The following is a 21136-nucleotide window of genomic DNA, read 5'->3' as shown; positions in this document are numbered from 1 at the left end:
CATTTTGATAAGGTCTATTTTAAATGGTATGATTATGGTTGTAAAAATATAAGGGGGCCCGGAGTGTATAACCTAATTTTGAGAAAGTTCATGGCGACAGATTTTCATGATTATTTTAGGCTTGTGTCAAATGAAGCAGTGATGGCGATGATTACGGAACGATCGATTCCATTGGAAGAAGCATATGTTAATTTTGCAAAGATATTACGGAGAAATGAGAAATTTGACCAATTTGGTACTTTTAAAGTTTACCATTCAAGTAACAATGTAAATGAATTCATCGGGCTGGGAAGTTTAATTTTAAATGAAGAAAAAACCTCTGAAGCGGAACTCGGCTATATGCTGCTTCCGGAACATTGGGGGAAAGGCTACGGATCTGAGATTGCCGAAATATTAATCGAAAAAGCGAAAAATAACTCTATAAAAAGGTTAACCGCCATAATCGATCCGAAAAATATTCCTTCTAGAAAAATATTAATTAACAGCGGCTTCCAATCAGAAAAGTTATGTGAAATTGATGGCCTACCAGGGGAGATTTTGTATATGGGTTTATAATTAACTCTATAAAAACTACAAAAAAAACCGTCAAATGACGATTACTTCATCCGATTTAATTCTGCTTCCTGTTTAAGGGATCTCATTCCTAATAAATGAATGAGTTGCTCATGTTCATCTTGTTTCGCTGCAATTTCCTTTGTCCGTTCATTCGTTTCAAGAACGGCTAATTTAATTTGTTGCTGTTCCTGTTTCATTTCTGTTATATCTTGTTTCATAAGTAATTGCTCTTGTTTCATTTCTGTTATATCTTGTTTCATAAGTAATTGCTCTTGTTTGATATCTGTTATATCTTGTTTCATAAGTAATTGCTCTTGTTTGATATCTGTTATATCTTGTTTCATTAGTAGTTGTTCTTGTTTGATATCTGTTATATCTTGTTTCATTAGTTGTTGTTCTAATTTGATTTCTTTTATTTCTTCTTTCATGCCGATAATGTCTTGTTTAACTTCACTAATGTCGGATTCCATTCGATTTAATCTGTTGTTCATTTCGTTTAAACCTGTTTTGATGTCATCAATTTCGTTTAATTTTGCGAGTATTTGTTTTAACAGTTCATTTTCCACCGGCATTCCCTCCTACTGATATTATTAAGTAAATTTCGGACAAATACAAGCATGTCAAAAGTTGTAATTGATAGAGATATTTTAACATACGGAACATTAGTTTGTCTATATATAATTTTATTTTTCCCAAGATTTAAGTAATAATTGGCTGCATGGTTTAACAGTATTCACGACAATAAAAATACAATGCTAAGTGGCCTGACAAGCAATGATAGTTAAATAAATCAAGGTATCATGTTGATTCATAAAAGACTTTGGATAGATTATGAGTTGCGCTTGAGATAATATTTAAGCATATCGATTGTATCAAGAATTCGTGATAAAATGGAAAATAATTATAGGAACGCAAAAAATTAAGAAGGAGCGGTTTCCATTGGATATCAAACTGAATCATAAAATTATAAAAGACATGTGTGGGACCGTCTCCTTCAAACGGGGGGACGCTTTTTATCGGGCGAATAAAGTCATTTTTCATGAGGAGCAGGCCGAATTTGTTGCTGCAACCGTACAAGGGGCGGAAGATTTTTATGTCAAAATTGAAAAAGACGAAAAAGAAAATATTGACACGTCATGCAGCTGTTCTGCGCTTTTAAATTTTAGTAAACCGTGCCAACATGTGGCCGCGGTACTTATTGCGCTTTATGAACAGAATCGACAAGGAATGGCTTCTTATGGAAACGAAGAGACCGGCGACTTCACCGGCGACTTTTTGGCTCTATTTCAAAATAAGCCAGCCCGAACAACCGGTCATCAACTTCATTTTGAAAAGAGAGAAGTACTGGACGTGCACTTCCGACTAAGTCCATTTTCACTTGGACAGGATCAGTATTTATTCGGAATCGAAGTGAAAATTAATCAGACTCCGATTCCAAATATTCGCGGTTTTTTACAGGATGTCAGAGCTGGGAAAGCGAGTGAGCTATCTCCTGCATTTACCTATGATCCAAGTTTGCATTGTTTTATGAATGAGTCGGATACCGTTTTACATCAGTTGGTACGTGTGGCACGTGATGAAGCAGCCTTTTTAGAAGTATTACCGATAAAGTCGAACACTGTGCCTCCACTGAGAACGTTATTGATTCCGCCATCTGCATGGGCAAGCCTGTACCCCATATTAGGAAAAGCACCATTAGTCACGCTTGAACAGGAAGGGCAAGTATTTTCCGGATTAAACATTGTTGAGGGACCACCGCCGATTCAGTTTCAATTGGAAGAAAGTGAGCCATCTCAATATCAGTTGAAAATAACCGGTCTTGAACGATTGATTTTGATGGATGGTTACAGGTCCGTGTTATGGAAAGGAAAACTGTTTCAGTTAAAAGATGATTTTGCGCGATTAACGGGACTAATAGAATTGCTGGCTAAGTCCGGGACTGAACACCTACCCATTCCGGAGAAGCAGCTGGATCTTTTTTTAAAAAAGATCGTACCGGGCTTAAAAAGAATCGGGGAAGTCCGGCTGTCCAAACCGCTTATGGAACGGATGATGAAAACACCGCTTGTGGCAAAACTTTACTTGGATCGGGTGAGAAATCGCCTGTTGGCCGGCTTGGAATTCCATTATGAACATGTGGTCATTCAACCGTTAGAAAGTCGAGAAAACATAACCGGTCCTTATGTCGTTAGAAATATTAAGAGGGAAGATGAAATTTTGGGACTGATGGAAACGAGCGGGTTTACAAAAACAGAAGGCGGCTATTTTATGCAAAATGAAGAATTAGAGTATGATTTTTTAGTACATATCTTGCCGAAACTGCAAAAGCTTGCTCAAATTTATGCGACAACGGCCGTCCGCAATCGTATTGTACGAGAGGTTCATCCGAAAATTCGAGTGAAAATGCATCAAGAACGCACCCATTGGCTGGAATTCAAGTTTGAAATGGACGGGATTAGCGACAAAGATATTCGCGGGATTTTAGCTGCCTTGGAATTGAAACAGAAATATTACCGGCTTCCGAATGGGTCTCTTCTATCCTTGGAGGCGAAGGAAATGGAAGTGATCCGTAAACTTTTAGCGGCTGAACCGGCACAAGACGACGGGTATCAGTTAACTTTAGAGAAACCTATCTTAGAAAGTTTGAAGTTTCTTGACTTCATTCAGGATAGTCCTGTTTTTTCTCCGGAAGAATCGTTTTTGGCCTTTTTAGATCAATTGCTTCATCCGGAAAGCCTGGAATTTGAGGTGCCAAAAAGTTTGGAGTCAATTTTACGAGATTATCAAAAGGCGGGTTTCAAATGGATGAAGGCACTTGCTCAATACGGATTTGGCGGGGTACTTGCCGATGATATGGGATTGGGAAAAACATTGCAAAGCATTACCTTTATTGTATCTGAACTCGCAAATATAAGGAGCCGAAAGTGTCCGGTTCTAATCGTGTGTCCGTCTTCATTAACATATAACTGGCTCAATGAACTGATGACTTTTGCCTCTGAAATTCAAGCAATTGTGATGGATGGGAATCAAATCGAACGAAAAGAGCTTCGGAAAAATCTACAAGATATCGATGTTCTCATTACATCGTATCCGATACTGTGTAGAGATTTCACTTGGTTTGAGAAGCAAGTCTTTCATACCGTGTTTTTTGATGAAGCACAAGCGTTTAAAAACCCTTTTACGCAAACGGCCCGGTCAGTAAAGAAAATCCAAGCAGATAACCGCTTTGGTTTGACCGGAACACCACTTGAAAATTCTATAGAAGAACTTTGGTCGATTTATCATGTTGTTTTCCCTCAACTGTTTCAAGGGCTGGAGGCATATAGCCATCTAAGAACGCAAGACATTGCAAAGAGAGTCCGCCCGTTTATGCTCCGGCGGGAAAAAACAGATGTGTTGGCTGAACTTCCGGAAAAAGAGGAGTCGCTTGCTGTATCTGAATTGCTGCCGGAACAAAAGAAACTATATGCAGGATTTTTGGCAAAACTTAGAGAGGAGACTTTAAAGCACTTAGATAAAGAGACGTTCGATAAAAATAAAATTCGTATATTGGCAGGCTTAACGCGATTGCGCCAAATTTGTTGTCACCCGGGCTTGTTTGTTGAGGGCTATCAGGGCAGTTCAGCAAAATTCCAACAGCTTTTTCAAATTTTAGAGGAAGCAAGACGATCCGGTAGAAGGTTGTTGATTTTTTCGCAGTTCACGCAGATGCTGGGAATGATTGGAAGGGAATTGACCAGCCGCGGTCAAGCCTACTTTTATCTGGATGGCAGTACACCTTCAGAGGAACGTATAGAACTTTGCCGGCGATTTAATGAAGGTGAACGGGACTTGTTTTTGATTTCCCTAAAAGCTGGAGGTACCGGTCTTAATTTGACAGGAGCGGATACTGTGATTTTATATGACTTATGGTGGAACCCGGCAGTAGAGGAACAAGCTGCCGACCGGGCGCACCGAATTGGTCAGAAACATACGGTACAGGTCATTAAGCTAGTTGCACGCGGTACAATTGAAGAAAAAATGAATGAACTGCAGGCAAAGAAACGGAAGCTCATTGCAGATATTCTTGATGCTGATGAAAAAACCACATCCACCTTGACAGAGGAGGATATTCGGGACATTTTAATGAAATAAATTCCTTTGGTCCTCCTCATGTTTTTTTTAGTTTACAAACGAAGACGGGTGCGGGATGTATTGCCCGTCTAACCATCAGTGGGGGATGGAGAAACCCCCACTGATAAGAATGGAAAACGAGACAAATACCCCCCGGAATTCAACAATGCTACTCCTTATTCAACAGTTTCCCCCGTGAATTCAACAGTGAACTAGCATTAATTCAACAGTAAAAAAGCAAAATTCAACAATTCACCCTGCAAATTCAACAGTGAAGAAGCAAAATTCAACAACTCTGTCCCATTATTCAACAGCAATCACTTTCCTTCAACCTTTGTCTATCTGTTAACTGTGCTCTAAACGAATGCTTGAGGAAAAATTAATTGTTTTTTTTGTAAAATATGCTTGACAAACGCATGATTCTGAATTATATTTTAACTATATTGCAATACAAATTAGTCTGCTGTTTGGGAAACATATTTATTTTTTTGTTTACTATATTGTATAGCAAGATAGTTTTATCAATGAAAGGAGGGAATGCGTTGGAATCCAGTCAGATATTAAAGGGAATTTTAGAAGGATGCTTATTGGCAATTATTTCAAAAGGTGAAACGTATGGATATGAAATGATTGAAAAACTTGGAAAATACGGTTTTATCATGGTTAAAGAAGGGAGTATTTATCCATTGCTGTTACGAATGAGAAAGGAAAAATTAGTGGAAGTAAAAACTAAGCCGGTTCCATCGGGAGGACCTCAACGAAAGTATTATTACATTACAAATAAAGGACTGGAGGAGTTGGAAAAATTTAAAGAAATCTGGATGAACATTTCCACCAGTGTAAATATGCTATTAGATCAAGAAACAAAGGGGGAGATTGAAAAGTGAAGTTATCTCCAGAAAGTAGAAAGTTTATTGAAGATTTACGTCTGTATCTTTTTTCAACCGGAAAATCTGATCAAGAAATTGAAGATATTGTGGCAGAACTTGAAGATCATTTATGGGAAGCAGAAAAAAAGGGAAAATCCATTATAGATATTATCGGCAATTCTCCAAAGGAATATATGGAACAGTTTGCAAACGAAATGAAGTTTGATATCAAGCAATGGACAGGGTATGGGGCAATGATGATTCTCGGTGTCTTTGCTTTTGTGTTAATGGGGGACGTAATCAACCGGGACACTGACTATTCATGGTTTGAACTCATTGGTTATCCTTTACTAACTGTTTGTTTCCTACTGCTGTTAATGAAGACGATGAAATTTTTGTCGGGTGTCCGTAAAAAGTCCGTTGGTTGGATCGTTTTATTATTGATATCAGCTATTCAAATTGGTGGTTTTGTCTTATTAATTTGGTTGGATAACCGCTATGGAGAAACAGTCATTCATTTTAATTCTACGGGAAATATTGTTCTGTTCTGCCTTTCAGCTCTGATTTTTATTGGTGGTTCCATTTGGAGTAAATCGTTGGTACTGATTGTCATTCCAATATTTCTTTATTTACCGGAGTATGTTTTAATGTTTACACCGCTTAAGGAAGATCTGCAAATGGTTATTTCCCATTTAATTTCTTTATTAGGGATACTAATCTATTTATTTTTCGTAAATAGGAAAGAAAATCGTTTTGAGTAACAATTCACTTTGTTCGGATAACAATATCAAAATCAGTTTCTGTCCCAGAGTTGTCAGAAACTGATTTTTTGTTACACGTTAAGAAATTATAAATTTTCACCTGAAAATGTTAATTTGCTTGTTGAGGAAAATTTTAAGGATTATGTATCCACGTAAAGGAATCCTACGAAATACAGGGATGGCCTCGAAAACACGGGCTCCTCAGTTGAAAAAGCAGTGGCTTTTTCAACATATACACCGGACTGGAGAAATTTCCCTTTTTTCGGCATAACCGATACGAGTCGCCAAAGGCTCGGACGCAGGAGTTATCTTTTTTAATAAGGCACTTTATTCCAAGCAGTCTAAGGATTAAATCACGTACAGATTACATAACCTCTTTACCAAATCATAATACCTCGCTCGACCAGACAAACCACTATTTTGCGGAACCTAACGAAACTGAATAAATTTTAAATAAAAAATACATAGCCTCTTGGTAATTTTTTCAGATAATGAAAAGGTTTTCAGACTGCAGTTTATTTCCCATAATTCCTGAAAACTATTGTGGCAAATTCGAAAGCGTTTTAATATGGAAATGTAAGCGATATCGCACAAAAAGCAATTGAATTTACTCGAGTAGTTTAATTTTTGGTTTTTTTACTAGGTAAAAAATAATAAATGTGAGGTGAATGGTATTGAACGGTAAAATTATGCAAACCATGCAACGTTTTGGAGGTGCAATGTTTACTCCGGTCCTATTCTTTACGTATTCAGGTATTATCATTGCCATTACCATTATGCTAACAAACCCATCCATTGTGGGAGGACTTGCTGATTCAGATTCATTTTGGTATAAATTTTGGACAACAATTCAAAATGGAGGATGGACCATATTTAACCAAATGGAGCTTATTTTTGTTGCAGCATTACCTTTAGGGTTAGCTAAAAAAGCACAAGCTCGAGCAGGAATTGAAGCTTTATTAATATATTTAACATTCAATTACTTTATTAATAGCATATTGTCATTTTGGGGACCATCTTTTGGCGTTGACTTTTCAATTGATATTAGTAAAGGCGCCTCTGGAACAGGTTTAGATATGATTGCTGGTATAAAAACGTTGGATACCAATATACTCGGTGCAATATTAATAGCCTCTATATCTGTTTGGATTCATAATCGATATTTTGAAACAAAATTACCGGAATGGTTAGGTGTATTTCAAGGTTCTTCTCTTGTAGGGTTAATTGGATTTTTTATTATGCTTCCATTAGCGTTAATAACCTGTTATGTATGGCCAGTCGTACAACAAGGTATTTCAGGATTACAAGATTTTATGGTATCTGCTGGAGTTATTGGTATTTGGATCTATAATTTTTTAAACAGAGTGCTAATACCAACCGGTTTACATCATTTTATTTATATGCCATTTCTTTGGGGACCGGCTGCAGTTGATGAAGGGCTTCAAAAATATTGGCTACAGCATTTAAATGAATTTGCTGCATCGACTCAGCCAATTAAAGAGTTATTTCCAGAAGGTGCCTTTTTAATGTTTGGTACTGAAAAAGTTTTTGCTCCACTTGGGGTTGCTGCGGCATTCTATTTTACTGCAAAACCGGAAAAGAAAAAGCAAGTTTTGGCACTATTAATACCAGCCGTTCTTACAGCTATATTAGCAGGTATTACCGAACCATTTGAATTTACATTCCTTTTTGTTGCACCTATCTTATTTGTTATTTACGCTTTGATATCTGCAACAATGAATACAATTATGTATGCATTTGGAGTTTCTGGTAACTTTAACAGTGGTTTAATCGACTGGGTTACGCAAAACTGGTTACCACTATTCCAACACCATTGGCCAACATATGTTACACAAATCGTTATTGGATTATTATTTATGGTCATATACTTTTTTGTATTCAAGTTTTTGATAGAAAGATTCAATTTTGCAACACCAGGACGTGAACCTGATCAAGTAGAAACTAAACTATATAGAAAAGAAGACTACAAAAAGAGACAAAGAGATGAAGTCGCAACAGCAAGCAGTGAGAGTGGTGGCAGTCAATTTACATTAGCCGCTGCAAGTTATTTAGAGGCCCTTGGTGGTCGTGATAATATACAAAGTGTTACTAACTGTGCAACTAGATTAAGGGTAACGGTTAATGATGAATCACTGATAGCAACTGATTCAGTGTTTAAATCTGCTGGGGCTCACGGAGTTGTAAGAAATGGTAAAGCAATACAAATTATTATAGGTTTGTCTGTACCACAAGTTCGAGAAGAATTTGAAAGATTAATGAATATAGAAATAAACTAACTAGAGGTGGACTAAAATGAAAAAGTTTTCATTAGTTATTGCAGGTGGAGGAAGCACATATACTCCGGGGATTATTCTAACATTATTAAACAACTTGGAAAAATTTCCTGTTCGCCAAATTAAATTATATGATAACGATGGTGAAAGGCAAAAAATCATTGCTGATGCAGTAGAGGTAATTATAAAAGAAAATGCTCCAGATATAGAGTTTTTAGCAACGACAGATCCTGAAATTGGTTTTACTGATGTTGACTTTGTCATGGCACAAATCCGTGTTGGAAAATATGAAATGAGAGATAAGGATGAAAAAATACCTCTAAAATATGGAGTTTTAGGTCAAGAAACATGCGGTCCCGGAGGAATTGCATATGGTATGCGATCAATTGGCGGAGTATTGGAGATTTTAGACTATATGGAAAAATACTCTCCAAATGCATGGATGTTAAATTATTCTAACCCTGCAGCGATTGTTGCAGAAGCTACGAGAAGATTAAGACCAAACTCAAAGATATTGAATATTTGTGATATGCCAATTGCTATTCAAAATAATATGGCCAAAATACTTGGTTTAGAATCATACAAAGACATGGAAGTTAGATATTATGGTTTGAATCACTTTGGTTGGTGGGAAGCGATAAGGGATAAAGACGGTAATGATTTAATGCCAAAACTTAAAGAATATGTAGCAGAAAAAGGTTATCTTCCTCCTGGTGATGAAAGTCAATGGGAAGAAAGTTGGAAACAAACTTTCTTAAAAGTAAAAGATGTTTATGCTTTAGATCCTGATTCTCTTCCAAATACTTACTTAAAATATTATTTGTATCCAGATTATGTTGTTGAGCATAGTGACCCAAACCATACACGTGTCGATGAAATAAGAGCGGGTCGTGAAAAGAAAGTATTTAGTATGTGTCGTACAATTGCTAAGCAACAATCTACGAAAGGTTTTGATCTGGAAATATCGGATGAACATGCCGGCTATATTATAGACTTGGCAAGAGCAATTGCATATAACACACATGAAAGAATGTTAATTATTGTTGAAAATAACGGTTCTATAGAAAACTTTGATCCAACTGCAATGGTAGAAGTACCATGTATAGTGGGATCAAATGGACCCGAAAGATTAACAATGGGAACAATACCTAGATTCCAAAAAGGTTTAATGGAACAACAAGTGGCAGTTGAAAAATTAGTTGTAGATGCATGGATTGAACAATCCTATCAAAAATTATGGCAAGCGTTAACCCTTTCTAAAACTGTACCTAGCGCAAGTGTGGCAAAGCAAATTTTAGATGATTTAATTGAAGCTAATAAAGAATATTGGCCTGAACTGTATTAATAAATATGATTAGCGTATCGTTTATCCTCCTCGAAAATAGAATAATACCCTGTTATAGCAAAATATAACAGGGTATTCTGTTCAAATTTTGTTATAATTAATAATAATTGGTTTTTCCATTAATGAGGAGGTTAGACGATGGAACTAGTAGCCATCATTAATAAACACTACGAGAATTTAAACAATAATGATTTATATGTATTAAACTATATTCTTGAACATAAAGTTGAATGCCAAAACATGAGTATTACACAATTATCAAAAAAGTGCAATATGTCAACATCATCAATATTAAGAATGACACAAAAACTAGGCTTTTCAGGTTATAGTGAATTTAAATTTGCTTTAAAGAATGATCTATCTAATAAAATTGACTTTAAACAGTTTAAAAGCAAGAAAAATTATATTGAATTGTTTGAGAATAGCATTAACGATACCCTAAAACATTTTCAAAATACGAACACAAAAGAAATAATAAAATGTCTTAAAGATGCCCGACATGTTTATATATATGGGACCGGTTGGGCACAAAAATTAGCCGGTGAGCAACTAATGCGAGTACTTTTTAGTTGTAACCGTCCAATCATATTAATTCAGCATTATACCGAGTTTAAATTGATGTTACCAAATTATACAAAAGACGATTTCATTATCATTATTTCACTAAGTGGTAAGATTGAGCATATCATCGATAGCTTACGAATCTTAAAACTAAATAATGTACCTACTCTTTCAATAACGGATTTTAAAAATAATCAATTAGCCTCTTTAGCTACCTATAATCTATATTATCAATCAGTGGAAATCATGAAAAAAACAACTGATAATTCTACTCCGGAAGCAAATTCAATGGGTTCTTTACAAGTATTATGTGAACTTTTGTATATAAAATATATAGAAACATATTTGAATATAAGTAAAGAATGAGGAAATTTAAATGAAAACGATAGTAAAAAATTTGTTTCTCCCTTTTTCAACAGCCAAAAGGTCATATAAACTATTAGTTATCATGGTCATTCTTGTTCCTATTTTATTCGGAACATACATTTTGCTCTCATTGGTAGGGGAAGGATTGACATTTTCTGAATATCTATATCAAAATGTTTGGAATAATATCCAATTTTTAGTTGCACTTGTCGATTTAGCTTGGGCATATATTCTCATTACCATTTATCCTGATTTTGAAACTGGGGATGACCAAGAGTACATTGGTTTTACACTATGGATTTTACTTATTTCTCAACTTGTCGTCACGAACTTATTATTAGCAGCTATTACCGGGATTACATTATATAGAATGAATTTGAGATTAAGACATGTATTGCAAATGAATATAATGTTTCGGTATAAACATTTAACAATATTATCCGCATCTTTATTATTATTTTCCTTACTATGTGGCTTTGCTTTATTTCGAATTAGTTTTTCTTAAAACGGTTATCGAAATATAATTATAATCATTTTATTTATTTTGGAGATGGTCATATGCTAAAAAATTATTTAAAAAAATACAATTCTACCTTGATTAACGTTGTTGCACCTGTTACTGGTAAATTTCTTAGTTTGGATGAAGTTCCTGATCCTGTTTTTTCTAGTAAGATGGTTGGTGAAGGAGCTGCCGTGCAACCTGAGCTTGCAAATACTATAGTTGTATCCCCGGTGAAAGGAAAAGTTGTAATGTTGGCAGATGCCCTTCATGCAATTGGAATCCAAGATAACAATGGTATTGAACTATTGATTCATATTGGTTTAGATACCGTTGAACTAAATGGAAGTGGATTTACACCCTTTGTTTCTGTTAATGAAGAAGTAGAGTTAGGTCAACCTATCATGAAAGTTGATGTTTCCAAGATTGAAGCAAATGGCAAAAAGTCTGTTATTCCTCTTGTTGTTACAAACAATGAAAACAATCATTACACTTTAGTCTGGAATAAACTGGATACTGTAGAAGCAGGAAAAACAGTACTGTTTCAATTAAAGGCTCCAAATTTTTCACCTTAATGCGGTTGTCATAAGTTCATAAAGAAGAAGCTGAAGAAGGTAAATACAGACAAGCCGTATGATATATGATCATTATGTCGGTCATGTTGTTTACTGTTTTTTGACCAATGATAGGAACAATCGAAATAATGCATCCCGGCTATTACTAATTGTAAAGGACCTAAAAGTGACTAGGTTCTTTTTTTAATAGTATAAGAAAGTATAAAAATACAAGCAATTAACTTGGGATTAGTTTTATTGTCTAGCTACGAGCGCCAGCGACTAGCAAACTTCACTCCCCTCCACTACGATAAGTCAACATCGGCTCGTCCCTCGCCGTGTTTCCTTTATCTCATTGCGGGGCGCTCCAGTTTGTACGTCGCTAAGCGGGCGCTCTGCGCTTTTCTTATTGACCCATATTTTTACGACAATCTTTTCTCAAACAACAAGCAATTTGCTAACCCAATTAGGTTAGTTTTTCTTCCGCTTTTCTAACACAGATTAAGAATCCCTCTAAATTATAGACAAATGGCAACTTTGTCAACATAACTTGTAATCTTTTATAAAAATGGTAAAATAATTAGTTAAAAACGGAGGGAACACAGATGAAAAATGAAATGGAATCATTAAAGAGAAGGATAGATGCAGCGAGCAAACGTGTGCCTGCTGATGTCGTAATTAAAGGCGGAAAAATTGTCGATGTATTTAATTTGACAATTAAACAGGCGGATATTGCGATAACAGATGGAATCATTGTTGGCATCGGGGAATATGAGGGGAAACACGTCATTGATGCAATAGGTCAATATATTGCTCCATCATTTATTGATGCCCACGTTCATATTGAGTCATCGATGGTTACCCCGAAAGAATTTGCCAAAGTTGTTTTGCCCCACGGTGTTACGACTGTTATTACCGATCCGCATGAAATTGCCAATGTCTCAGGAACAGAAGGAATTTCCTTTATGCTACATGATTCGGAAGGACTGGATTTAGATGTATTTGTCATGTTGCCCTCGTGTGTACCTGCAACCTCTTTTGAAAACTCAGGAGCAGTTCTGCAAAATGAACAACTGGAACCCTTTTATGCTCATCCGCGTGTGTTAGGACTTGCAGAAGTGATGGATTTTCCCAGTGTAAAAAATCATGATAAAGAAATGTTTAAAAAAATTGTATCAGCAAAAATACATCGGAATCAAATTGATGGACACGGCTCCGGTTTTGATGAGAACGGGATAAATATTTACCGGACAGCCGGAATCACAACCGATCATGAATGTGTTAACAGCAATGAAGTAGAAATGCGGATCGCCAGAGGAATGTATGTGATGATTCGTGAAGGAACAACGGCAAAAAACCTGAAACAACTAATCAAAATGGTTACCCCTTCTAATGCCAGAAGATTTTTATTTTGCACGGATGATAAACATTTAGATGATTTGCTTAATGAAGGCAGTGTTGATCATAACATACGTTTGGCTATTCAATATGGCATGGACCCGATTCAGGCAATTCAACTTGCTACATTAAACGCTGCTGAATGTTTTTCCTTGAATACGAAAGGTGCAGTTGCTCCGGGATTTGAAGCAGATCTTGTCTTTTTGGAAGATTTGAAGACTCTTGAAATCGCAAAAGTTTTCAAAGCCGGAAAGTTGGTTGCAGAAGCGGGAACATTTACAGGGAAAATTGATGGTGCTCAGCCAATTCCTTCGAGGGAAAAATTAATGAAATCGGTTCGGGTAAATAAGATAAAAGAAGAAGACTTACAACTTGCCATGGGTGTTCATCAAAAGGCCCATATCATTGAAGTTATCCCGGATCAAATTGTGACGAATAAATTAATTGAAGAAGTTCCGGTACAAAATGGCATTTTTTCACCTGACGCAGAAAAAGATTTAGCTAAATTAGCTGTAATTGAACGGCACCATTTGACGGGAAATATTGGTTTAGGTATTGTGAAGGGGCTTGGATTGACATCAGGCGCGGTTGCTTCAACGGTCGGACATGATTCGCATAATTTGATAGTTGCCGGAACGAATGACGGGGATATCTTGAAAGCAGTGGAAGTAATCCAAGCCATTCAAGGCGGATTAGTTGTTGTTCAAAATGGGAAAGTGTTAGCCACTCTAGAATTAGCTATATCAGGACTTATGTCGAATAAACCTTATCCGGAAGTGCTGAAGGAGATCGAAAATTTGCACGCCTCCTTAGACCTTGTAACGAATGGTCGGCTGCCACATCTGTTTATCACACTTGCATTTTTAAGCTTACCGGTCATTCCGAAATTAAAACTTACCGATCAAGGGCTGTTTGATGTTAGCGAATTTAAGCATATTCCACTACTTGTATAAAGGTATATAGTTTCCACTTTATATTAAAAAAAGGAAGGGCACTCACTGCAGTCAAACCCTTTCTAACAATTCAAAATAATTACATCATTCATAAAAATTATGCTTTGATAAATATAATCTATTGAGATGTTTTGAACGAAGACCGAAGAATGGCGGATAAACCGGTTTTTTGTATCAATTGTCGTTGATTTAGCCGGAATAGTTTTTCAAAAGTCTGTAAATCATTTTAGGGGTAGGGGTGAGGGGCATGAAAATTGTTATTGCCGGAGGGAGAGGCTTTATTGGGAATAAGTTAACGAATATTCTTATACAACAAGGGCATGAAATTATTGTGTTAACAAGAAGTGGAAAAAGTTTATTTCCAAATGTGGAATATGTGACTTGGCTAAACGGATCATCAAATCTTGAGGAAAAGTTAGAAAATACGGATGTCTATATCAATTTAGCCGGTGTATCTATTAATGACGGAAGATGGACAAAAAAACATCAGAAGGAAATTTACCAAAGTCGGATGGAAGCAACGGAAGAATTATTACGAATTATTAAGCTTTTGCCTCAGAAACCGGCGACCTTAATTAATGCAAGTGCAGTCGGTATCTATCCGTCTTCATTCGATGCAATATATACGGAAAAATCACCGGACAGATCGAATGACTTTTTGGCCAAGACTGTTATTGATTGGGAAAAGAAGGCAAAAGAAGCTGAACAATTCGGCATCAGAACGGTTTTTATGCGATTTGGTGTCGTACTGGGCAATGACGGTGGTGCATTACCTCTGATGACTTTACCTTATAAATTGTTTGCCGGCGGGACAGTTGGTTCAGGTAAACAATGGGTATCTTGGATTCATGTAATAGATGCCGTTCGGGCTATCGTGTTTGTTATGGAAAATGAACGTGTTCGCAGGCCTGTAAATGTTGTCGCACCAAATCCTGTCAAAATGGAGGAATTGGGCCGGACAATCGGCTTTGTATTAAGGCGACCTCATTGGTTCCCGGCCCCTTCATTTTTATTAAAACTTGTTCTTGGAGAAAAAAGTAAGCTTGTCCTTGAAGGTCAAAAGGTTTTACCGAGCGTGTTACTGGACGAAGGATTTGAATTCGAATTTCCCACCGTTGAAAAAGCATTGAAAGATTTGCTTGTGAAAAAGTAATTGTTTACTATGAAAAGTCTAGTTCCCTCTTGATCATGTATTGCATTTAAAATAAACGGATAAAATAAGGAAATCATTATACAGATTTGGAGGTAATTTTATGGCAAAAAAAGAAAGACTAAACGAAGAAGGTGCATTGAATAATAATTTAGGTTCATCTGTTTTACAAACAAATGATGAGCTGACCAAATTTCATAAACAACCTCTGCTAAAAAATTCAAACAATCAAACAGATAAAACAAATAAATAATGAAAATTTACCATTTTAGGAATGGTTTTTTCCAGTTTCTACTATTATATATGTATTGAATTGGCGTTCATCAAAACAAAATTAATACATTGTTCAATACTTGCAGAAAATGGAAAACTATGTTGATATAGAATATGTACATATTTGAATGGAGGAATGACAAATGGTTTTGCCAAACTTTGAAAAGAATTTACAGAAATATGCGAAACTACTTGCTGTAAAAGGAATTAATGTGCAACCGGGTGACTGGGTAAAAATGACGATTACTGTGGACCAAGCCCCACTCGCTCGCTTAATTACAGAAGAAGCTTATAAATTAGGAGCCGAAAAAGTGGTCGTAAAATGGAGTGATGATGCCATTGGTAAAATGCATTATCAACACCAACCGACAGAAGTACTAACGGATATTCCAAAATATGAAATTGAAGAAGTTGAAGATCATATCTTAAATCATCGGGTTAGTCGGCTTTCCATTGTTTCAAGTGATCCGGGATTATTAAATGATATTGATCCGGAAAAAATAACAGCATATCAAAAAGCAGCGTCAAAAGCATTTAAGACACAACTGACAGCAACTCAAAATGATGAAGTAAAATGGACAGTTGCTGCTGCAGCCGGTGCCGGTTGGGCTGCAAAAGTATTTCCGGATTTAGCCACAACAGAAGAACAAGTTGATGCGTTATGGGACCAAATTTTCAAAACTTGTCGTGTTTATGAAGATGATCCGATTACTGCTTGGGACCAACATGTAGAGACATTGAAGAAAAAAGCAGATAAACTAAATGAAATTCAGTTTAGTGCCCTCCACTATACAGCACCGGGAACGGATTTGACGTTAGGATTGCCGGAAAATCATATTTGGGCAAGTGCCGGAAGCCGTAATCCTAAAGGAGAAATTTTCATCGCCAATATGCCGACAGAAGAAGTGTTTACCGTGCCTGATACCCGTCGGATGGATGGTGTTGTTCGTAGCACCAAACCACTTAGCTATGCAGGAACATTAATTGAAGGAATTGAAGTTCATTTTAAAGATGGCAAAATAGTTGATATCTCAGCGGAAAAAGGAGATGCAGTTATTAAGAAACTCGTTTTTGAAAATGAAGGTGCGACAGGTTTAGGGGAAGTTGCGCTTGTTCCGGATCCGTCACCAATTTCTCAGTCAGGAATAACCTTCTTTAATACATTATTTGACGAAAATGCCTCTAACCATTTGGCAATTGGTTCTGCCTATCCAACGAATATAGAAGGCGGTACGAAAATGAGTGAAGAAGAGTTAAAAGCAAAAGGAATTAACACATCTCATGTTCATGTTGATTTCATGATCGGTTCCAGTGAAATGAATATCGATGGCATTAAAAAAGACGGCACAGTCGTACCCGTTTTCCGTAACGGGGATTGGGCGATTTAATGTAAAAAAGGGGGCGATGTCTATTCCCCCCTTTTTTCTATAAAAAAGTGCAAAAAAACTTATCTATACCAATAAAGACTTATTCATTACCGAATATGGTTGGTGCCGTAAAATTATTTACTTATTATCTGAATTTAACAAATGATATAGATGGGTTGATAAACATGGCTTGTAAAACTGAAACCGGACCAAAATATTTGGCTTCCGATTTGATTCGGGCAATTGCAGGCACGTGGATTTGTTTGCCACCTGAAAAATTTTCTTTCATGGACGTTTTCGGCAAAGTTCCCGGGCATCCGCACATTGTTGAGAGGCAACTGGGAACTGCAATGCTTGATATGATGTTTACTGGTCGCGAAATAAAAACATATATTCCAGTGGAAGAAGTTGCTAAAAAATTTAAAACTCATTTTCCGGAATTGTCAAGTAATATTGACACGCTTTTGCAGGGTGAACTGGAAAGAATTGAACAAAAGTTATCGCTGTTTCATTTTCGAATTGCTCATGTTCTACAGTTAGCTGAGCAAAATACGGATGGGAAAACGTATATGGCAGATGAAGATGCGTTTTTGTACTATGACGGTGATTCAGTCGCACTAACGGAAGCACAGGAATTGAAGATAAAAATGGTTGCCTATGCCATAAATAGATTTTTCACTGATGTCAATGCAGATTTGTTTAAAAAGGTACTCTATATGCAACCGATTGAGTACTTAAAACGTGCTTTTGCCGGATATGTTTATGAAAAACAAAATCTTGTTCTGACAGAAGAAGCTTGGCAGCGGGTTGTAGAGATTGACGACATCCATGTAATGCGTGTAATTTTGGCAAAATTGATTATTGATGATATCAGTGAAACTGATGATCATAAAGTCGAATCAGATTTTCGCAAAGCAATGCTGGAAAATAAAAAGATTATCGAGAAAATCATCGCTTATATGGATGATGAGCAGGCGATGAATGAAGTAGAAAGTTTCATAGATAAAAATTAAACAGTTTTCTCCTTCTCTCACTAAAAACAGGCAGAAAATGAAAGCTCGGAAGCCCTGAGCTTTTCTTTTTTTATTCAATTTCTTAATAATTGTTGACATGAAATCCTTTTCAACGTTTAAACTAAGAGAAAGACATATTTTGAAGGTGAGTGCATTGACAAAAAATCGCAGTGTAATTTTTTTTGATATTGATGGAACGTTACTTGATTCTAACAAAAAACTACCCAATTCAACGAAAGAAGCCGTTTTTAAATTGAAGGAACAAGGGCATATAGTTGCCATCGCTACCGGAAGAGCACCCTTTATGTTTGAAAATTTGCGGAGAGAGTTGGGGATTGATACATATGTTAGTTACAATGGACAATATGTTGTATTAAATGGTAAAGTACTGTACAAAAATCCGTTGAGGACGGATGCTGTAGAAAAATTAACAGAAGCAGCACTGAGTCATCATTATCCCGTGGCATATATGGATCATAAAGATATGAAAACCAACATTCCGGAACATCCCTATGTGAAAGAAAGTATCAACACTTTGAAAATTGATCGCTATCCTTCGCTTGATCCGGAATATTATGTAGGGCGTGAATTGTACCAAGCGTTATTGTTTTGTCCTGAGGGAGAGGAAAAACAATATGAGACGGCTTTTCCGGAATTTGATTTTGTCAGATGGCATCCGGTTTCAGTTGATGTCCTCCCCAAAGGTGGGTCAAAAGCGAAGGGCATTGAAAAAATTATTGAAAAACTAGGCTTTCCAGAAGAACGGCAATATGCGTTTGGCGACGGTCTCAATGATATGCAAATGCTCTCTACCATTCATAATAGTGTTGCAATGGGGAATGCCGAAGAGAAAGTAAAATCTGTAGCGAAATACGTAACCAAGTCAGTGGATCATGACGGGATACAACACGGTTTGAAAATGATGGGGCTAATTTAATTTTCAAAGGTTGTTTTCAAAAAGTTGAAGCCAAATTTAAATGAATATGAACAATGGAAAATATGCAAACACATTCATTCCCTTTTCTGGATTAAAGGAGAATCATCATCAAGCGATTGTTTTTGAACAGTCGCTTTTTTTATACGTTAAGAAAGTATAAATTTCCAGCAAAGAAGCGAATTCGACGTAGTTGGAAATTTTAAGAATTAAGTATAAGCGCATAAGGAAAGCTTCACTGGAATACATCGCAGCCGAAAAAATTTTATATTTTTTCGGTGAACTAGAGAAGCTTCGGTAGCATTACCTCGCAAGCGAAAATGTATTTTCGCTGACTACGGCTCTGCTTTCGCCTAAAGGATCGGCAATCGCCGAGTTTTCTTTATAGTATAAGAAAGTATAAAAATACAGGCAATTAACTTGGGATTAGTTTTATTGTCTAGCTACGAGCGCCAGCGACTAGCAAACTTCACTCCCCTCCACTACGATAAGTCAACATCGGCTCGTCCTTCGCCGTGTTTCCTTTTCCTCGAAAAAGCTAATCGCTTTTTCTTCGTGCGATGCCTATTCGAGGAAGCAAATCTGTTCTCATTGCGGGGCGCTCCAGTTTGTACGTCGCTAAGCGGGCGCTCTGCGCTTTTCTTATTTTACTTTTGCACAAAAAGTTTTTGTCGAAAACTGTCATTTGTTTAAATAACAAAGGCATTAAAAAAAGAGGAATAAAGCCCCACGAATTGTAATATTTGTAAAAAAACAATATTGTTTTTACAAAATATGGTAAGGATTGTCAAAAGTGAGAATAAAATGACCTAAGACTTTATTCCTAAAATTATCTCGATTTCACAATAAATATAGGATAAAAGAACAAGACAAAATTCGACATATTTTTTGAGATATTGACGAACTTTAAATTAATTGGTATTTATTAAAACAAGTAATAATAATTTTTTAAAATTTATATATTTTACTTGTCCCATCTTAACGGGTAGTAGGACACCAGCCTCAAGTTACAATGAAAATAGGTGGAGATGAACTACTCGTAAAGGTCTGATTGCTTTAACTAACTAACAGGGGGAATGAAGCAAATCCGCACTGTTGGAATTTTCACTTTATCCCGCACAAACGGTCACTAAATCTTCCTCTATGCTTTAAGAGAAATCCAAGATGTAAGGGAGGAAGATAAGTGCAATAAGTGCCCGATTGGTTCAACTAACCAACCATGGGGAGTAACCCCCCCACGGATGGAAGTTTCACTTTACCGGGGAAAGTGTAAAAATCATCAACCGTTTTACTTAAGGCGTAGAAATGAGGTAGTAGCATGTTAGAGTCAAAGAGGCGAGCAACGATATTTTTACTCTTGGCATTCGTTCTGGCTGCAATTGCAGGATATTTAGTGTATGACAAAGTTCGAACATTAAATGCAGAGCTTGGCGGGATGACGAAGATTTATGTAGCAGCAGGGAGTATTCCATCGCGAACATTAATAACGGAAGGTCAAATAAAAACGATGGAAATCCCCAATCGATATGTATTAGATTCCTACATCACGGATAAGAAAAAACTCATCAACATGGTAACTGTTGTCCCTTTAGAAGAGGATGATATCATTACCGGTAACATGCTTAAGCCTGCAACAGAACTAAGGGAAGCAAATCATCGGTTAGTGGCAATGTATCGATCGGATAAGGTTCAATTTGACCAAGTTGTCACAACGAATGACCGCGTTGATATTATTATTTCCAAAGAGGAAAAAGGAGAAAAGAAAACAGAATTATTTATGAAAGATGTCCCGGTAGCATGGGCTCAGGGGAAAGGGAAAGATTTTGTCGGTGTCGCATTAGAGGTGCCTTTAGATGATGCACCTAAATTAATTAATATACAAAATTATGCTGATCATATTCGAGTGCTAAAGGCGAATGTTGGAAAAGAAGAAACTCAAATAGAAAGTCAACCGACAGAAACAGAGCAACAACAAACCCAAGGGCAAGAGATACAAGCCGGAACTGAGCCAAACGGAACTGAGCAACAATTGAATGAAAATCCGGCACAACAGGAAAATCCATAAAGCCATAATCTATAAGAATTGCTGATCATAATTTTCTATAAATCTTGTTTTGAAGGTGGAGAGGAA

17 protein-coding genes are annotated in these 21136 nt (G+C 36.5%); 16 read left to right on the top strand and 1 reads right to left on the bottom strand.

Annotated elements, in window-relative coordinates; all coding sequences use genetic code 11:
- Window positions 1-63: 63 nt before the first annotated feature.
- Window positions 64-555 carry a GNAT family N-acetyltransferase gene (locus tag NSQ14_RS15165; RefSeq protein WP_095142136.1) on the top strand — a complete coding sequence of 164 codons (492 nt, stop codon included), beginning with the start codon at window positions 64-66 and terminating at the stop codon, window positions 553-555.
- 41 nt (window positions 556-596) lie between these two features.
- On the opposite strand, the gene NSQ14_RS15160 is transcribed toward NSQ14_RS15165, so the two are convergent.
- Window positions 597-1121: a hypothetical protein gene (locus tag NSQ14_RS15160; RefSeq protein ID WP_346207561.1), complete on the bottom strand. Its 525-nt coding sequence runs from the start codon at window positions 1119-1121 to the stop codon at window positions 597-599.
- A gap of 373 nt (window positions 1122-1494) precedes the next feature.
- On the opposite strand from NSQ14_RS15160, the gene NSQ14_RS15155 reads away from it, so the two are divergent.
- The 15 genes from NSQ14_RS15155 to cpaB all read left to right on the top strand — a co-directional run bounded on the left by NSQ14_RS15155 (window position 1495) and on the right by cpaB (window position 21070).
- Window positions 1495-4689 (top strand): DEAD/DEAH box helicase, encoded by a 3195-nt coding sequence (locus tag NSQ14_RS15155; RefSeq protein ID WP_095142138.1) that lies wholly within the window; start codon window positions 1495-1497, stop codon window positions 4687-4689.
- Between the two features lie 503 nt (window positions 4690-5192).
- On the top strand, window positions 5193-5555 hold the full coding sequence (locus tag NSQ14_RS15150; RefSeq protein ID WP_041846085.1) for a PadR family transcriptional regulator: 363 nt from the start codon (window positions 5193-5195) through the stop codon (window positions 5553-5555).
- Entirely contained in the window at window positions 5552-6298 is a 747-nt protein-coding gene (locus tag NSQ14_RS15145; protein ID WP_095142139.1) for an HAAS domain-containing protein, read from the top strand. Before NSQ14_RS15150 ends, NSQ14_RS15145 begins: the two co-directional genes overlap by 4 nt.
- 686 nt (window positions 6299-6984) lie before the next feature.
- Window positions 6985-8595: an alpha-glucoside-specific PTS transporter subunit IIBC gene (locus NSQ14_RS15140; RefSeq protein WP_346217126.1), complete on the top strand. Its 1611-nt coding sequence runs from the start codon at window positions 6985-6987 to the stop codon at window positions 8593-8595.
- Window positions 8596-8611: 16 nt separating this feature from the next.
- On the top strand, window positions 8612-9937 hold the full coding sequence (locus NSQ14_RS15135) for a 6-phospho-alpha-glucosidase (RefSeq protein ID WP_216406756.1): 1326 nt from the start codon (window positions 8612-8614) through the stop codon (window positions 9935-9937).
- Window positions 9938-10075: 138 nt separating this feature from the next.
- Window positions 10076-10864, top strand: a complete 789-nt coding sequence (locus tag NSQ14_RS15130; protein ID WP_095142140.1) for a MurR/RpiR family transcriptional regulator — start codon at window positions 10076-10078, stop codon at window positions 10862-10864.
- A gap of 10 nt (window positions 10865-10874) precedes the next feature.
- Complete coding sequence (locus NSQ14_RS15125) at window positions 10875-11369, top strand: hypothetical protein (RefSeq protein ID WP_095142141.1); 495 nt, start codon at window positions 10875-10877, stop codon at window positions 11367-11369.
- A 53-nt stretch (window positions 11370-11422) separates the two neighbouring features.
- Window positions 11423-11938: a PTS sugar transporter subunit IIA gene (locus NSQ14_RS15120; protein ID WP_216406759.1), complete on the top strand. Its 516-nt coding sequence runs from the start codon at window positions 11423-11425 to the stop codon at window positions 11936-11938.
- 584 nt (window positions 11939-12522) lie between these two features.
- A complete protein-coding gene (gene ade, locus NSQ14_RS15115) occupies window positions 12523-14268 on the top strand; it encodes an adenine deaminase (protein ID WP_095142143.1) in 1746 nt (581 codons plus the stop codon).
- A gap of 247 nt (window positions 14269-14515) precedes the next feature.
- Window positions 14516-15421: a TIGR01777 family oxidoreductase gene (locus tag NSQ14_RS15110; RefSeq protein WP_095142144.1), complete on the top strand. Its 906-nt coding sequence runs from the start codon at window positions 14516-14518 to the stop codon at window positions 15419-15421.
- Window positions 15422-15521: 100 nt separating this feature from the next.
- Window positions 15522-15671: a hypothetical protein gene (locus NSQ14_RS15105; protein ID WP_176458941.1), complete on the top strand. Its 150-nt coding sequence runs from the start codon at window positions 15522-15524 to the stop codon at window positions 15669-15671.
- A gap of 163 nt (window positions 15672-15834) precedes the next feature.
- Entirely contained in the window at window positions 15835-17079 is a 1245-nt protein-coding gene (locus NSQ14_RS15100) for an aminopeptidase (protein ID WP_346216546.1), read from the top strand.
- 164 nt (window positions 17080-17243) lie between these two features.
- Window positions 17244-18071, top strand: a complete 828-nt coding sequence (locus NSQ14_RS15095) for a hypothetical protein (protein ID WP_227203116.1) — start codon at window positions 17244-17246, stop codon at window positions 18069-18071.
- Window positions 18072-18225: 154 nt separating this feature from the next.
- On the top strand, window positions 18226-19008 hold the full coding sequence (locus NSQ14_RS15090) for a Cof-type HAD-IIB family hydrolase (RefSeq protein ID WP_244996649.1): 783 nt from the start codon (window positions 18226-18228) through the stop codon (window positions 19006-19008).
- Between the two features lie 1315 nt (window positions 19009-20323).
- Window positions 20324-21070, top strand: a complete 747-nt coding sequence (gene cpaB / locus NSQ14_RS15085; protein WP_346216545.1) for a Flp pilus assembly protein CpaB — start codon at window positions 20324-20326, stop codon at window positions 21068-21070.
- The last annotated feature ends 66 nt before the right edge of the window (window positions 21071-21136 follow it).

Origin of the sequence: Caldifermentibacillus hisashii (assembly GCF_039654145.1) — a bacterium.
In the GTDB taxonomy this organism is placed as follows: Bacteria; Bacillota; Bacilli; order Bacillales; family Caldibacillaceae; genus Caldifermentibacillus; species Caldifermentibacillus hisashii.
The sequence above is the reverse complement of the archived record's forward strand: the minus strand, read 5'-3'. Positions and strand labels throughout refer to the sequence as shown.

What these genes read in the sequence shown, in the direction of transcription:
- NSQ14_RS15150 (WP_041846085.1), top strand. Translation starts at nt 5,193, where the DNA reads ATGAAAGGAGGGAATGCGTTGGAATCCAGTCAGATATTAAAGGGAATT.
- NSQ14_RS15135 (WP_216406756.1), top strand. Translation starts at nt 8,612, where the DNA reads ATGAAAAAGTTTTCATTAGTTATTGCAGGTGGAGGAAGCACATATACT.
- NSQ14_RS15130 (WP_095142140.1), top strand. Translation starts at nt 10,076, where the DNA reads ATGGAACTAGTAGCCATCATTAATAAACACTACGAGAATTTAAACAAT.
- NSQ14_RS15125 (WP_095142141.1), top strand. Translation starts at nt 10,875, where the DNA reads ATGAAAACGATAGTAAAAAATTTGTTTCTCCCTTTTTCAACAGCCAAA.
- NSQ14_RS15120 (WP_216406759.1), top strand. Translation starts at nt 11,423, where the DNA reads ATGCTAAAAAATTATTTAAAAAAATACAATTCTACCTTGATTAACGTT.
- ade (WP_095142143.1), top strand. Translation starts at nt 12,523, where the DNA reads ATGAAAAATGAAATGGAATCATTAAAGAGAAGGATAGATGCAGCGAGC.
- NSQ14_RS15110 (WP_095142144.1), top strand. Translation starts at nt 14,516, where the DNA reads ATGAAAATTGTTATTGCCGGAGGGAGAGGCTTTATTGGGAATAAGTTA.
- NSQ14_RS15105 (WP_176458941.1), top strand. Translation starts at nt 15,522, where the DNA reads ATGGCAAAAAAAGAAAGACTAAACGAAGAAGGTGCATTGAATAATAAT.
- NSQ14_RS15100 (WP_346216546.1), top strand. Translation starts at nt 15,835, where the DNA reads ATGGTTTTGCCAAACTTTGAAAAGAATTTACAGAAATATGCGAAACTA.
- NSQ14_RS15095 (WP_227203116.1), top strand. Translation starts at nt 17,244, where the DNA reads ATGGCTTGTAAAACTGAAACCGGACCAAAATATTTGGCTTCCGATTTG.
- cpaB (WP_346216545.1), top strand. Translation starts at nt 20,324, where the DNA reads ATGTTAGAGTCAAAGAGGCGAGCAACGATATTTTTACTCTTGGCATTC.